Origin of the sequence: Sphingomonas crusticola (assembly GCF_003391115.1) — a bacterium.
GTDB lineage: Bacteria > Pseudomonadota > Alphaproteobacteria > Sphingomonadales > Sphingomonadaceae > Sphingomonas_I > Sphingomonas_I crusticola.
This window is the reverse complement of record NZ_QTJP01000001.1, coordinates 1,373,665-1,387,977: the sequence shown is the minus strand read 5'-3', so window position 1 is coordinate 1,387,977 and position 14,313 is coordinate 1,373,665. Positions and strand designations below refer to the sequence as shown.

Annotated in this window: 12 protein-coding genes; 5 read left to right on the top strand and 7 right to left on the bottom strand. The window is 63.7% G+C overall.

The annotated features are described in order from the left end of the window. Window positions 1-8 precede the first annotated feature (8 nt). The 7 genes from DX905_RS16380 to DX905_RS06390 all read right to left on the bottom strand — a co-directional run bounded on the left by DX905_RS16380 (window position 9) and on the right by DX905_RS06390 (window position 9,742). Window positions 9-1,274 carry a calcium-binding protein gene (locus DX905_RS16380; protein WP_116090610.1) on the bottom strand — a complete coding sequence of 422 codons (1,266 nt, stop codon included), beginning with the start codon at window positions 1,272-1,274 and terminating at the stop codon, window positions 9-11. A gap of 305 nt (window positions 1,275-1,579) precedes the next feature. Beyond that, entirely contained in the window at window positions 1,580-2,359 is a 780-nt protein-coding gene (locus tag DX905_RS06415) for a sulfotransferase family protein (protein ID WP_116090609.1), read from the bottom strand. Beyond that, window positions 2,356-3,756, bottom strand: coding sequence for an HlyD family type I secretion periplasmic adaptor subunit (locus tag DX905_RS06410; RefSeq protein WP_240320748.1), 1,401 nt, complete (start codon window positions 3,754-3,756; stop codon window positions 2,356-2,358). Before DX905_RS06410 ends, DX905_RS06415 begins: the two co-directional genes overlap by 4 nt. Beyond that, window positions 3,753-5,507: a type I secretion system permease/ATPase gene (locus DX905_RS06405; RefSeq protein WP_116090608.1), complete on the bottom strand. Its 1,755-nt coding sequence runs from the start codon at window positions 5,505-5,507 to the stop codon at window positions 3,753-3,755. The genes DX905_RS06410 and DX905_RS06405 overlap by 4 nt, the downstream gene beginning before the upstream one ends. Window positions 5,508-5,579: 72 nt before the next feature. Beyond that, the gene (locus DX905_RS06400; protein WP_162875496.1) at window positions 5,580-7,103 is read right to left on the bottom strand and encodes a TolC family outer membrane protein; all 1,524 of its coding nucleotides are present in this window, start codon (window positions 7,101-7,103) and stop codon (window positions 5,580-5,582) included. 192 nt (window positions 7,104-7,295) lie between these two features. Continuing rightward, entirely contained in the window at window positions 7,296-8,612 is a 1,317-nt protein-coding gene (locus tag DX905_RS06395; RefSeq protein ID WP_116090606.1) for a glycosyltransferase family 4 protein, read from the bottom strand. Continuing rightward, window positions 8,609-9,742: a glycosyltransferase family 4 protein gene (locus tag DX905_RS06390; protein ID WP_162875495.1), complete on the bottom strand. Its 1,134-nt coding sequence runs from the start codon at window positions 9,740-9,742 to the stop codon at window positions 8,609-8,611. Before DX905_RS06390 ends, DX905_RS06395 begins: the two co-directional genes overlap by 4 nt. Window positions 9,743-9,901: 159 nt before the next feature. On the opposite strand from DX905_RS06390, the gene DX905_RS06385 reads away from it, so the two are divergent. The 5 genes from DX905_RS06385 (at window position 9,902) to DX905_RS06365 (ending at window position 14,312) form a co-directional block, all read left to right on the top strand. Next, window positions 9,902-10,564: an ABC transporter ATP-binding protein gene (locus DX905_RS06385; protein WP_116092378.1), complete on the top strand. Its 663-nt coding sequence runs from the start codon at window positions 9,902-9,904 to the stop codon at window positions 10,562-10,564. A 100-nt stretch (window positions 10,565-10,664) separates the two neighbouring features. Next, window positions 10,665-11,825, top strand: coding sequence for a polysaccharide biosynthesis/export family protein (locus DX905_RS06380; protein WP_240320747.1), 1,161 nt, complete (start codon window positions 10,665-10,667; stop codon window positions 11,823-11,825). Between the two features lie 105 nt (window positions 11,826-11,930). Then, window positions 11,931-13,376: a glycosyltransferase family 9 protein gene (locus DX905_RS06375; protein ID WP_116090603.1), complete on the top strand. Its 1,446-nt coding sequence runs from the start codon at window positions 11,931-11,933 to the stop codon at window positions 13,374-13,376. Next, a complete protein-coding gene (locus DX905_RS06370) occupies window positions 13,373-13,903 on the top strand; it encodes a glycosyltransferase family 9 protein (RefSeq protein ID WP_116090602.1) in 531 nt (176 codons plus the stop codon). Before DX905_RS06375 ends, DX905_RS06370 begins: the two co-directional genes overlap by 4 nt. After that, on the top strand, window positions 13,893-14,312 hold the full coding sequence (locus DX905_RS06365; protein WP_116090601.1) for a hypothetical protein: 420 nt from the start codon (window positions 13,893-13,895) through the stop codon (window positions 14,310-14,312). Before DX905_RS06370 ends, DX905_RS06365 begins: the two co-directional genes overlap by 11 nt. Window position 14,313 lies beyond the last annotated feature (1 nt).

The window sequence follows — 14,313 nt, the reverse complement described above, 5'->3', positions numbered from 1 at the left end:
CTACGAGATTAGGAGAACCAATCCGTGTGAACAGCCGACGCGGTCGTGTTGAGAACGCGAAGAACTTCGTCGACCTGGGTCGTGCTGCCGGCATCGCTCCAGAACAGGTACGTATCCGCACCAACCTGGATCGCGACGACGTCGCTGGCATTGGCTGCGCCTGCGAACAAACCGTTGGCAATCGCCAGCGCGCCGTCCACATTCGTAACCGTCGTGCCGGTCGTGTCCGTCAGAACGGCGTTGACCGTTGCAACGGTGATGTCGAGCGTGTCGCCCTGAGCCTTGCTGAAGTCGTAAACCGCATCAGTGAAGTTGTGGCCGGTCGACGAGGTCACGTCCGCAGTGCTAGCATCGCCAACCGCGAACTGGAACTTGTCAGCACCCAGGCCGCCGGTCAGTAGGTCATAGCCCGCGCCGCCGACGACAAGGTCATCGCCCAGATCGCCGGAGAGCAGATCGTTGTCCGCACCGCCGCCAAGGGTATCGTTATCGGCACCGCCGTGCAGCTCATCCGTGCCGGCTTCGCCGTTCAGAAGGTCTGCGCCCTTGTTGCCCTGCAGGTAATCGTTGCCGATCCCGCCGGTGATGTTGTCATTGCCTGCGCCGCCATACAGACGGTCATTGTCGGCACCACCGTCGATGCGGTCGTTGCCGGCATTGCCCTGGATGTAGTCGTTGCCGCCAGCGCCGTTGAGCGTGTCGTCACCGTCGGTGGTGCCGGAAGCGCCCGCCGAAACATTGCCATAGATATGCTCGTTGCCAACGCTCCCGTTGATGATGTCGTTGCCGACGCCACCCTGAAGAACGTCACCCTTGCTCGAGAGGCTCGTCGCCGAACCGTCGTTAAAGGCGTTGACGGTGTCGTTGCCGGCACCACCATCGATCGTGTCATCGGTGTTGCCGCCGGTCAGCGTGTCGTTACCGCCGAAGCCGTAAACGCGCGAACCGCTGCCAGCCTGGGTGTCATAGCCACCCGTGGCGAGGTTGATCGTGTCAACGGCGTCGCTGCCGACCGCCAGCACGTCCGAGCCCGAAACGAAGATCAGGTCGTGCGCAGCCGACGCACCAGCAAGCTCATCGGCCTGGAAGGTAAGCGTCTTGTTGCCCGAGCTCAGGGTCGTGCTCTCTTCAGTGGAAGTGAGGCCGCCCGAGGTTGCCGCGGCGTGCGTAACCGTGACGCCACCGGCAGTGCCGGTCAGGAAGAACAGGGTGTCAGCTGCCGTGAACGCCGCCGCCTGCGACTGCGTCATGCTTTCAAAAATATAATTCGCCATTTAAGCCTCCAAATGAACCTTACAGTCCGGGCGTAGTTCGAAGCCCCCCCTCCCTAAAGGTAGCTGGAGGCGCCCTCCGCCCATGCCTAGCCACACCGGGGTGCAGTTAGCGCAAGCGAGCGCAGTCGGACACTTAGCTAAGCTTCGGCACCCGCGCAACCTCTAATGAACTCGGCCCGTCACCGTTGAAAAGACCGGATGCCACGGGAATCATGGCATATCCGGTGGAATGACCAGACTCGTTATCGCCCCTAATTGTTCCCTTCTGATGACAGTCACTTAAGGCGAACCGGCGCATTGTCGGCTCAATCCAGCGCGATGCTGTGATTTGTGAGCGAGTGAAAGCGCTGCAGTTCGTCGTCGAACAAGCGTTGCAGAAATATCACGTCGTCCTCGGACAATGTGGCTGGATAGTCGATTTCGGCTGCCGGCCGGGAGATTCGGGGGGTGATCGGGCCGGTTGGCATTGCGATTCCCAAGAAGGCGCAAATCCGGTCTATCGTGGCACCTGGGTCGCGCCGAAGCATGCCCGATCCCAGCAACAACATTTGCTCGCGCGGGAACAAATCAAGCGCGTGGGCCAATTGGCGCCCGTAAAACCCGCGTTCGACATAGGAAAAGACGCGGTGGAAACCGGGATAGGGGGCCGTGCCGGCCATCCTGGCGCGGCCCTCGCGGATAGACCAGGCGAACGGCGCGGTCTCCTTGCCGCGGGCAAATTCCATCTTCCAATGCGACCAGGCGCGTTCGACCGGGTCCCGAAATATAAAGATCAGCTTCATCGCGGGATTGTAGGCGCGAATCCGTTCGAGCGCGTTGGGCCAATAGAGGTAGATCGGCGTGGCCTCGCCCCACAACCGTGCCGGGTCGCCAAACAGGGCATGATAGCGTGCATAATCGGGCGCCGCCCAATCCACCTTGTCCTCGTCGTCGAAAAAATGGGCTTCCTTGACGGCGGGGAGCTCGAGGTCCGGCAATTCGGAGAGATAATCGAACAGGGCGGTCGTACCGCTCTTTTGGACACCTCCGACCAGAAAGCCGACCCGCTGCGACGGCGGACCCGGCCTTACCGCACCCGCGGTCACCGCTCCCGCAACGCGGTGCGCATCGCTTCGGTCATCGGACCAAGCAGGTAATCCATGATCGTGCGCGATCCGGTGACGATGTTCACCTGGGCCTGCATTCCGGGAGTCATGTGCACGCCATTGCCGATCTTCGCGAGCTGGCCGGGATCGACCTTGATCTGGACGGCGTAATATTGCTCCCTGGTCGCTCCCTGCTCATCCACGGTCGCATCGGCCGCAACCAACGTCACGCGGCCATCGAGTTGCGGCGTGGTGCGCGGGTTGAATGCGGTCAGCGTGATCCGGGCCGGCATGCCAACGCGTACCTCGGCGATATCGTTCGGGCGGACGCGCGCGTTCAGCACCAGCGGGGTTCCCCTTGGCACAATATCGAGCAACCGCTCGCTCGGCTGGGCGACGCCGCCTTCGGTGAATTGGGTAAGATTGAAGACATAGCCGTCGACCGGCGCCCGGACGACCGTCTCGTAAAGCGATTCGGATGTGGCGCGCAATTTCGGGGCGGCCTCGGTCAGCTTGTCCTGATCGACACGGATGCCGCTCGCCGCCTCGGCCTGGCGCTTTTCCTCAAGCTGAGCGATCTGAATGCGTATCCCGCCAATACCCTGCTGCGCACGGGCCATGTCCGACAGGATCGAGCCCTTCTGGCCCTTCAGTTGCGCCGCGCCACGCTCAAGGCCTGACACTCGTGTCTTCGGGGCATAGCCCAATCGGTTAAGCTCGCGGACGCCACTGAGTTCGTCTGAGATCGAGCCGGATTGCATGTCGACCGAAGCCATTTGGGCTCGCATTCCCTGGATCTGCGTCTGTACTTGCAACGCCTGGCTCTGCAACACGCTCGCCTGGCTGCGGTAGAGCATCATCGTCGAATTGTGCAGGGCGCGCTGACCGACGAGCAAGGCCGCTACCTGGGGGTTGGACTGGCGAGCCAGCAATTCGGGCGGGAAGCGGATTTCCATCGATCCCGCCTGTTGCGCCTGGAGGCGTGCGATATCGGCCAATGCGCTGTCATATTGCGCCTGCCATACCTCGACCGTCGACTGCGCCTGGATCGGATCGAGTTGCATCAGCATCTGACCGCGGCGCACGAACTGGCCTTCGCGAACATAGATGTGGCGGATAATCCCGCCGTCGCGATGCTTGATGACCTTGCTGTTACCCTCGACCCGCACCTGGGCTGCGGCAACCACCGCGCCGGTGATTGTCGAGAAGAATGCCCACAGCAGCAGGCCGAATACGAGCACGAGCACGACGATCGAGCCGGCCACGATCGGCCGCCGCAAGCGCAGCCGAATGATCTCGCTTTCACCCCGATCGAGTTCGGCGAAGCCGTGATCGGGGGTGGCGGGGATGGCCGGCTCACCGCGGACCTGCCGGACTATATCTTCAAACTTGCTCACGAGCCGACCTCCGTCAGCTTGGGGCGCGGGCCGGGCTGGGGCTCGGTCGGCCGCTTCGGCATGAAGCGCGCCAAGACCTGATCGCGCGGGCCATATTCGGCGACCTGGCCATTGACGAGCAGGATGATTTTGTCGGCGTGCGTGAAGATGGGCAGCTTGTGCGAGATCAGCACGATCGTCGCGCCGCGCTGCTTGGCCTTGCCGAGTGCCGAAACGAGAGCATTCTCACCCTCGGAATCGAGATTGGCGTTCGGCTCGTCGAGAATGATCACGCGGGGCTCGCCGAACAATGTGCGCGCCAGCCCCACCCGCTGGCGTTGGCCAGCGGAAAGGACCATGCCACCTTCACCCAATTCGGTATCATAACCCTTGGGCAGGCGCAGGATAAGCTCGTGCGCACCCGCCAGCTGGGCTGCGGCAACGACTTGCTCATCGCTGGCATCCGGCAGAAAGCGGGCAATATTGTCGCGCACCGTCCCGGCAAATAATTCGGTATCCTGCGGCTGGTAGGCGACGTTGCGGCCGAAATCCTCGCGATCCCAGGAGTAGACGTCGGCGCCGTCGAGCCGCACAGTGCCGCTATTGGGCTTCCAGATGCCAACCATCAGGCGGGCGAGGGTCGACTTGCCCGCGCCCGAGGGGCCGATGACGCCGACAAAGTCGCCAGGCGCGATCTTAAAATTTAGCCCGCTCAGGACGAGCGCCGGTGCGCCGGCGGGCGCAAAGCTGACCTGCTCGACGGTCACCAGGCCATCCGGCCGCGGCAACTGCGTAACAGGCTCGGGCGGCTCATATTCAAGCAGCATGCTATCCAGCCGCTTATAGGATTCGAGGGCATCGATCAGGGTTTTCCACGATCCGACCACGCGCTCCAGGGGGGCGAGCGCGCGCGAGGCGAGGATCATGTTGGCGAACAGCAGCCCGGACGGAATCTTGCGCTCGACCACGAGCCACGCCCCGACCGCGATGATCAGGATCTGGATCAGCATCCGCACGAACCGAATGGCGCCCGAGTAGAAGCCGCCACTCTGCGCTGCCTGCGATCCCGCCGCGACCGAGATGTAACGGTTCCGGGCCCATTGCCGCCCGAGAACGGGCAGCATGCCGAGCGCGCGGACGACTTCGCCGTTACGCAATGCGGCATCGGTGAAACCATAGCTGGCGATCGCCGCCTCACTGGCCTGCTTGATCGCCCCGTGTGTGGCGCGGTCCTGCAGGAAGGCCAGCAGGATAAGCACCAATCCGCCGCCCAAGGTGACGACACCGATCGTGGGATCGATGAAGAACAGTATCAGCAGGAAGATCGGCAGCCATGGCAGGTCGAACAGGATGCTGATCGCCGGCCCGCCAATCGCGCTGCGGACGTTATCGAGATCGCGTAGCGCCTGGGCGCGCGTGCCGCGCCGCCGCACCACTGCGTCGAACAAAGCGGCAAAGGTGCGGCTGGCAAGCTGCTGGTCGAATACGACGCCGAAACCGCTGAGAACCTGGGCACGGTAATGATCGATGATCGACGAGACGAGGAAGACAAAGGCGCAGCCTAGTGACAGCACGAACAGGGTCGCGCCCGACTGGCTGGTCAGCACCCGGCTGTAGATCTGGTTCGTATAGATGGGCAGCGCCAGATAGAGCATGTTCGATATCAGGCTGAACAGGGCGGCAAATCCGATCGGCGCCAGGCCGAGGCGCAGCGCGCGTGCCAGCGGGCTGGGGAGTGGGTGAGGGCCGCCGGCTGTGTGTCTGGTCGCCATGTCAAATCTGTCCTTGGGCGGAAGACACGCCGAACGAAAGCGTCATCTTCTCACAAATGGAATACCGGTGCGTCATCGGCGAGGGCGTGGGCCCAAAAGCGGGCAGCGGGCGCTGTCGCCGTTCGGCAAGCGCAATTGGCTCTGCGTCATCGGCGTAAGCGGACGGTTCATCAGCTCGCGACCGGGTGCCGCCGCCAACGGAACGGTTTCGGGAGTAGGAACATTTTCGCCCGCCAAATCCGGTGAATAGGGGCCGCGCGGGCCGGCTGATCCAATCCGGTCGAGACCCATCCCGACGAGGTCGAGAGGTGTCACGCCGCGATAGCGGACGCGCTGGAAATTCGCCTCCGGATCATAGACCTTGATGTTGTCGGCAATGGCTTGGGCGCTGAGCCCGCCGACGGCCGCAAGCAATTGCGCGTGCGAAACGTAAACCTGGTATCGGTTCTCGACGAGCTGGATCTGCGCGCTCTGCAATTCCTGTTCGGCGTTGAGCGTCTCGATGGTCGCGCGCAGCCCGTTCAATTCCTCGCAGCTCATGCCGGCAAAGGCCTGCTGTGCCGAATCGACCTGGCGCTGGCCGGTGACGACCGCCGTGCGCGCCGCGGACAATTGCACCCATGCGCTGGTCACCGCCTGCAAGGCGGAGCGACGCGCGACGTCGATCCCGGCCTGGTCGGCGCGATTCCGGGCATCAGCCTCGCGGATACGCGAACGGATCGCGCCGCCGGAGAAAATCGGCTGGGTCAGGGTGAAGCCGGTAATGAAGTCTTTCGTACCGGGGTCTCTGCCGAAATTGAGCAGTCGGTTGGAGTAGCGGCCTTCGGCACTGACCGAGAGCGTCGGGCCCTGCTGCCCGCGGGTCGAAGCCGCGCTCGCGCTCGACTGCTGCTCGACATATTGGGCGATGAGGAACGATGGATTATTCTGCTCCGCAAGATCGAACGCCATGTCGATCGTCCGCGGCAATGCGCCCAATTGCGGCAGCGGCTCGAGCACGCCGGGATTGTGGCCTACGATCTCCAGATACTGACCGCGCGATATGGCAAGATCGGCTTCGAGCGTGGCGAGTTGCAGCTCGGCGGCAGCCAGACGCGCGTCGGACTGGGCCACGTCGGTCAGCGTAACGTCGCCGATCTCCTGCCTTTTTCTATTCTGACGGAGCTGTCCTTCCAGCACCGTGACATTCTCACGCCCAATCTCGACCCGTGCCTGGTCGCGCAGCACGCCCGCATAGACCAGGACCACGTCCTGCACGATCTGCTGCTCCGCGAGCCGCACCTGTTCCTGCCCGCCGAGCACACCGGCGCGCGCCGCAGCGACCTGGCCGCGAATCTGTCCGGAGGTGTAGAGCGGCTGGCTGATCGACAGGCTCGTCTGCTGGTTGTCAGCGTCTCCGGAGCGGCCGCTCAGCGATTGATAATGATAGCCACCACTCGTGGTGACGGTGACCGAGGGACCATATTGGCTGCGCGCCTGGACGTAATTCTCGTCGCGCGCTTTCTGCAGATAGCGCTGCTGCACCAACTGCGGGTTACGGTCGTATGCCGCGGCAACCGCATCGGCGAGCGTCTCGGCCCAGGCGGCCGCGGGCACGCAGAGAGCCAGTGCGGCACATGCAATGTGTCCGAAGATTCTGTCCGGCAGGGATGCGCGATTACGTATTGAAATCACTTTGATTTTCCGCAGCCCGCGCCAGCCCCAAGGGCGGTCCAACGGGCGGCGCTTCATAGACGCGCATCCACCAGAGTCAATTGCAGGCGCGACGAGCCGATCGAGCGGCCCTCCTCAATCGCCGAGTAGGCCATCGTACATCCTGTCCAGCCGCGCACGATAGGCCTCGATCGAAAAGCGGCCGGCGGCCGTGAGCCCGGCCGCTCCGAGCCGCATGCGTAAGGCGGCATCGTTGTCGAGAGCGCGGATGCCTGCTGCGATGGCACCTACATCATAGGGATCCACCAGCAGGGCGGCATCGCAGGCAATTTCGGCGAGCGCGCCGCGGTTGGACGTCAGTACCGGCGTGCCGAGCTGCATCGCCTCCAGAACCGGCAGGCCGAAGCCTTCGTGGATCGAGGGGAACAGGACCGCGCGGGCGCCGCGGATGAGGCGGGTGAGAAGCGGCCGTGGCAGATGTTCGAGCCGCCGGACGCGTTCGGCCATGCGCTTGCCGTGCAGCGTATCTGCTTCCTCATCCGGCACAAGCAGGCGTAGTTCCTCCTCGCTGTGCCAGCCACGGCTGCCCGTCATCACCAACGGTGCCGCGCTCCCGATCGAAAGATAGGCCTCGAGCAGGCGGCCAATATTCTTCTTTGGCTCGATCGCGCCGAAATGCAGAAAATAACCCTGGCATTTCAGACCGAAGATATTCTCGATGATTTCCGCATCGCCGGCTGCATCCCCGTCCAGCGCCTTGAGGGGGGAGGCCTGGTAGGTATTCGTGACGAATGCCGGATCGATCGAAAACTCGGCGATGATGTCGCTGCGGCTGGCTTCCGACACGGTGCAGATATGCTGGCCGTGGGCGATGCAGCCCGCCAGCAGCTTGCGATATGCCTGCTTGGCATCGAGCGTGGTATAAGGCAGCCGCAACGGGACGAGATCGTGGAAGGTGTAGATATTGACCGCCCCCTCCAGCGTGATTGGTAAGGGATATGTCCAGTGCATCACCTGTGGCGGCGCCTCGACCCGCAGGCGCAGGAAGCGGCCGTAGAGCCGAAAATGACGGTGCGCGACCTCGAAAAGGTCGGGAGACGTCACCAGCCGGTCGAATAGGGGTAGCCGTTCGGCGAGGTTGAAAGTTTCGACCCGGTCGGTCCGCGGCACCTCCTCCGCGTGGGCGGCATGGAAGGGGCGAAGCGCGGCGCGCAGGATGCGGCGGCTGCGTTTGCGACGAAGGTGCGGGGTCGGCGGAACCTGGCCGAGCCGGTCGTAGAACATGACCTCGCGCATCGCGGCATCGCGGCCGGCATCGACCCCGAATATGCCCGTCAGCATGTGACCGGAACCGCGCAGGGTGTCCGCGAGCATGAACCCGTAGGTCGCGACGCCGGTGCCGTTCGGCAAAGCGAGGTTATAGCCGTCAATGCCGATGGAGCGCCTGGTCATGGTCCGTCCGCCATCACGGCGCCATAGGCGCGCGTCAATCTCTCCGCGAAACGATCGGGCGTGAACCGCTTGGCGTTCTCAAGCCCGGCCCTGGCCAGCATCGCGCCGAACGCATCGTCGCCCGATAGGCGGCGCAGTGCCGCTGCAAGGCCGGATATGTCACCCGGATCGACCAGCAAGGCCGCGCCGCCCGCCGTTTCTGCGAGCGCTCCCTTGTCTGACGTAGCCACCGGCACACCAAGCGCCATCGCCTCCGCCACCGGCAGCCCAAAGCCCTCCGCTAGCGAGGGCATCAGCAGCGCGCGCGCGTGACCGATCAGTGCGCGCATGACTGCGCGGTCGAGGTAGGGCAGGCGAATTACGCCCGGCGTTGCCGTGATTTCGGCGGCGACATCCTCGACGCCCCAGCCATCCGGCCCGGCGATGACAAGTGGGATCGTCACCCCGCTCAAGCGGTATGCGGCGAGCGCCGTCGCGACGTTCTTGCGCCTCTCGACGGTGCCACAAACCAGCAGGAAACCGCCCGGCATCAACCCTGCCGGCAGATCGCCCGCAGCGGCGGGAGTGGCATCGACCGCAAGCCCACAATCGATCACGAAAGGCGGTGGGCAGCCAAGCACCCGGATAATTTCATCGCGGGCGGTTCCCGACACGGCGATGAAGCGCGTCGCGCTCTTTCCCAATCGGTCGAGCAGTCGGCGATAGCGGCGCCCGTCGATATCGGTGAGCTCGGGGTGGAGCAGGGGGATGACGTCATGGACGGTGTAAAGGTTGCGCCAGCCGACCACGGTCATTGGTACCGGATAGGTCCAGTGCATGATTCCCGGCCGCCCGGGGAGGCGGACCGGCAGTGGGCAGCGGTGGATATCGAAATAGACCTGCGCGAGGCGAAAGATATCGGGCGCGAACAGCAGTCGATCGTCCCCTGCCGGTTCGGGCTGCCGCGCCTGGCGAGCGCCAGGTATCAAAGCGCGCAGCCATCGCCCGGCGCGGCCGAACGGCGCGGGCGCAGGCTGGCCAAGGTCGGCTCTGTCGGCAAGCAGCGCATTGTCGCCGCCGATCGCGAGGTGCGCGCGCTCCAGCTGGCGCGCATAACTGCTCACGCCGGTGCCAGTAGCGGTCACGAGCATCCGCGCATCCATGCACAAACGCAGATCGGACAAGCCTGCCGGCGGGGCACTTTGTAGTTGGAGCGGCATCGGCTACAACGCTCGCTTCTTCCGGTGTTCAGCCGCCGTCAATGGATCGGCCGCCATCGGCGTGCCGATGTCCCAGGGATCCCGCTTCGCATGATCGAGTTCCAGAATGTCAGCAAAACCTACCATATCCGTAAGTTCGAGAAGCAGGTCTTTACCGATCTGAACTTCAAGATCGAGCCCGGCGAAAGCATCGGTATCTGCGGCGCGAACGGTGCCGGCAAGTCGACATTGATGCGGCTTATCGCCGGCGTCGAGCTGCCCAGCGCCGGCCGCGTGCTCCGCAGTATGACGACCTCGTGGCCGATCGGCTATGCGAGTTGCTTCCAGTCGAGTCTGACCGGGGCCGACAATGCGCGGTTCATCGCCCGCATCTATAATATGTCCGAGGACGATTTGCTCGCCTTCGTGGAGGATTTCGCCCAGCTTGGGCCCTATTTTTACCAGCCGGTCCACACCTATTCCGCAGGCATGACGGCGCGCCTTGCCTTCGGTATCAGCCTCGCCATCGACTTTGACTGCTATCTGGTGGACGAAGTCACGGGTGCTGGCGACGAGCGTTTTCGGGCACGGTGCGAAGAGGCCCTGCTGCACCGGCGTGATAATGCGGCGCTCGTCATGATCAGCCATGATCCGGGCACGCTGCGCCAATATTGCAAGCGCGGCGCGGTGGTTTACGGCGGCACGCTGGTTTTCTTTGATACGATCGATGAGGCGAGCGAGGTTCATCACAGGCTGCAGATGCGCGCTGCCTGATCGGTACGATTGCAGTCACGCGCCTAGTTGATTAGGCTCGGTTTTTCGCGTTCCGTTCCGCTCGGCGGCCCTTTGTTGTTCATTCAAAAAGAGATTCCAGTTGAGCATTTCAGCGCTTCCCGTCTTGCCGCTACCGTACCGCGCCCGCGCGTTTGCCGCGATGTCTGCCTTGTCGCTGCTGGCCGGCTGCGCGTCGCTGCCTTCGAGCGGGCCGACTGCCGCCGAAATCCAGCGGGGCACGCGCGATCAGAACGAAATTGGCTTCCGGATCGTCGATATCGACGGACCTCTGGTTGCTGCTATCGGTGCGCGTGACGCCGCCGCGGATTCCGCCCAGCCGACCTTGTCGAGTCTGGCGCGAGCGGGCCGTAACGATGTGGTCGGTCCGGGTGACACGCTGGCGATCGGCATCTACGAAGTCGGTGTGTCGCTGTTCGGGTCATCCGGCGGTGCCGGCGGCGTGATGGATCCGTCGGCGCGAGCCCAGACCTTTCCCGAGGTGGTGGTTGATCGCGATGGCGCGATCAAGCTGCCTTATGTCGGTCGCCTCGAGGTCGCCGGCCGCACCACAACCGAAATACAGGCGATGATCGAGCGCGGCCTCAGAGGCAAATCGCAGAGTCCGCAGGCGCTTGTCAGCATCAAAAGCAACATCGCCAGCACCGTTTACGTGGCAGGCGACGTGCGTCAGCCGGGCCGCTTCAACCTGTCGCTGCAGCGCGAACGGTTGCTCGACGCCATTGCCTTGGCGGGCGGCGCAAGCAATTCGGCCGAGGATACGATCGTACGCTTCAATCGTGCCGATCGGTGGCTGGAGGAACGGCTGGGACGTATTCGCGCCGGTGCGGCAGACGACCTGGTGCTGACGCCGGGCGATCGTATCGAGCTGATCAGGCGGCCGCGCAGCTTCATTGCGCTTGGTGCTACAGGCAAGGTTTCGCAAATCGCGTTCGAGACCGGCGACGTGTCGCTTGCTGAAGCGGTCGCGCGGTCCGGCGGGCCGGCTGATTCCGTTGCGGATCCCTCGGCTGTATTCCTGTTCCGCTACAATCCGGCTAAGCCCGGCGACCCGGAAGTGCCCATCATCTATCGGCTCAATATGTTGCAGCCGGCGAGCTATTTCCTGTCGCAGCGTTTTGCGGTGCGCGACAAGGATGTGATCTACATCGCCAATGCCGGTGCCAATCGTCCCGCAAAGATGGTGTCCATCATCAATCAGCTATTCTCGCCCTTCGTCGCTGCTCGCGCCATCACGCGGTGAGGCCTGCTTCTCGATTTCCGGCGCGCGCTGGGCTAAGCCGCCCCGGCGCGCGATCGGGTCGCGCTTAGGGGTCGGGACGCTTTGCCGCCTAGCAAGATTGCCCGCATGCGACAGCCGGTTTGCGGTGATGCCTATCGGGACGGCCCCCTGGCAGAGTTTCTTGCCGCCTCGTTGCTCGATCTCTCCCAGACGGATGTCCTGCCGGCGCCAGCCTCGCAGGAGGTCGTGTTCGCGCCTTACCTTCTGCAGGATATGGCGGATTATCGCGGTGCACTGCAGCGCTGGTTCGATGGTGTCAGGATCGGTGGGTTCCTGGTCATCACCGTGCCCCACGCTTTCCTTTACGAGCGCCAGGATAGCGCACCGTCCCGCCGCCGCGCGACCCAGCGCCGGCTTTACACTCCGCGCGCGTTGATCGAGGAGATCGAGGAAGCGCTCGTCCCCAACAGCTATCGCGTTCGCTGGCTCGGCGATCTCGATCAAGGCTATGATTATTCCGCCACGGAGCCGGTCGGCCGGCACGACGTTGCGGTCGTGCTCGAACGGATCGCAGTGCCTGCCTGGGATCTTGTCCAGTCCACTCCGAGCGAACCGGCGCCGCACGACCTGTTCGAGGCCGACCACACCCGCATCGAGCGCGTGGCACGCGCGCCGGCGCATAAGATCCTGGCGCTGAAGCTCGATCATCTCGGTGACTTCGTTATGGGCATCGCCGCACTCGAGCGGTTGCGCGCCGTATTTCCCGCCGCCGACATCACTTTGGTGGTGGGATCCTGGAACGAGAGCTTGGCGCACACGCTTGGGGTTGCCGACCGCGTGGTCGTGTTCGACGCCTATCCCCGCAATTCGTCGGAGGAAAAGCCGGATATCGGTGGCAAGACCGCCATGTTCGATGCGTTAATTACCGAACGTTACGATCTCGCGATCGACCTGCGGACCAATATGGACTCGCGCTTCCTCCTGCGGAACGTGCACGCCTCGATCAAAGCGGGGCTTGGGCTCGCGGCGGACTTTCCGTTCCTGGATATCTTCTTGCCGGTCGAGGCGCATATTGGCCATTACGACATGGCCTGGAGTGAGGAGTTCGGTCCGGACAGTTTCCGCGCGCAGGATTATTGCACCCGCTCCTCCTTTTCGATCGCATGTCCTGGAGATCGGGTTCGTCCCGGCTATGAGGCGATTGTCTTCGGACCTTATCGCTCGCTGCCCCCGGGTCATTATGTGTTCGAGCCGTTCGTCGAAATCGAGCAAGGCGGAGCGGGCTTGCTCGCCGGGGATGTCGCACTGAACACCCATCGTGTAGGCTACGAGGTGCTGCCGGATACGCAGACCCGGCTGTCCTTCGAGAATCAGGAAAACGGCGCGCAGTTCGAATTCCGGCTGTTTCCCGTTGCCGATGAACCCGCGCCCAACTTCCGATTTTATGGCGGGCGGCTGAGCAAGCGCGGGACGGCAAGCGCACTTCACCAGTCGGAATATTTGATCCTGCTGGTCGAACTGATTGCTTTACGCGTGAAGGAAACCGGCTTGTTCGGCGAGGACGCGCCATGAGCGCGATCGTCGTCTCGCCTTTCTCCAACAGCGATATTCGGGATTGGCAGCCTGGCCATTTCTCGGCTCTGATCGGCCTGTTGCTGGATCGCTGGGATGGACTGATCCGCGTCATCGGCACCCGCAGTCAGGCGACCCGCGCGGCGGCGATCGTTCGGCCTTACGATGCGACCCGGGTCATCAGCCTCTGCGGCCATCTCGCCTGGGACGACGTCGTCGCCGAGGTGCGCGAAGCGGCCTGCGTGATCGGCAATAACTCCGGCGTGACCCATCTGGCGGGCTGGCTGGACGTGCCGACGGTCTGCGTGTTCGGCGGTTCACATCAGCGGATCGAGTGGCGCCCGGTGGGTTTTTCCGCGCGGACGGTCAGCCGGGCGATCGGGTGCGCCCCCTGCCATCTCCATTATGCGAGCGATTGCCCCTATGGCAAAGCCTGCCTCGGCCAGATCGAGCCGGAAGAGGTGGCGGAAGCGGTATTCTCGGCGATGGACCAACGGACCGGACAGGAGGCACGGCATGGCGCTTAAAGCTCGCACGCGCGGCTGGCTCGATGTTGTCTCACAGGATGCGCTCGACGCATTGCGCGGGGATGTCGACCGGCTAGCCGGGGAGGTGCGCGCCCTGCGCTCACGCTGTGAGGAGGCCGAGACGCGTCAAGCAGATGATGTCCAATCTGTGCGCGATGAGCTGCACGCGCTCGCGGGCCGCTTCGATGCGCAGGCCGACCGAGTCTATGTGACCGCTAACGATCTAATGGAGCTGGTGCGCAGGATCGATGAGGGTAACAGCAGGATCGATGGGAGCGAGAGCGCTGTCGAGCATCTCCGCACCAAGCTGACCGGCTTGGCGGAACAGCTTCGTTGGGAGAGCGACGATCTTCGCCACGCGCTGACCGCCATCGTCGAGCGCGTCGAGCGCGAGCGAAAGCCGGCCTGAC

Bases quoted from the DNA above. Each gene is read 5' to 3' on its own strand.
- DX905_RS06405 (WP_116090608.1), bottom strand. From the start codon at position 5,507: ATGGCGACCAGACACACAGCCGGCGGCCCTCACCCACTCCCCAGCCCG.
- DX905_RS06395 (WP_116090606.1), bottom strand. From the start codon at position 8,612: ATGACCAGGCGCTCCATCGGCATTGACGGCTATAACCTCGCTTTGCCG.
- DX905_RS06365 (WP_116090601.1), top strand. From the start codon at position 13,893: ATGGCGCTTAAAGCTCGCACGCGCGGCTGGCTCGATGTTGTCTCACAG.
- DX905_RS06385 (WP_116092378.1), top strand. From the start codon at position 9,902: ATGATCGAGTTCCAGAATGTCAGCAAAACCTACCATATCCGTAAGTTC.
- DX905_RS06390 (WP_162875495.1), bottom strand. From the start codon at position 9,742: ATGCTCGTGACCGCTACTGGCACCGGCGTGAGCAGTTATGCGCGCCAG.
- DX905_RS06375 (WP_116090603.1), top strand. From the start codon at position 11,931: ATGCGACAGCCGGTTTGCGGTGATGCCTATCGGGACGGCCCCCTGGCA.
- DX905_RS06370 (WP_116090602.1), top strand. From the start codon at position 13,373: ATGAGCGCGATCGTCGTCTCGCCTTTCTCCAACAGCGATATTCGGGAT.
- DX905_RS16380 (WP_116090610.1), bottom strand. From the start codon at position 1,274: ATGGCGAATTATATTTTTGAAAGCATGACGCAGTCGCAGGCGGCGGCG.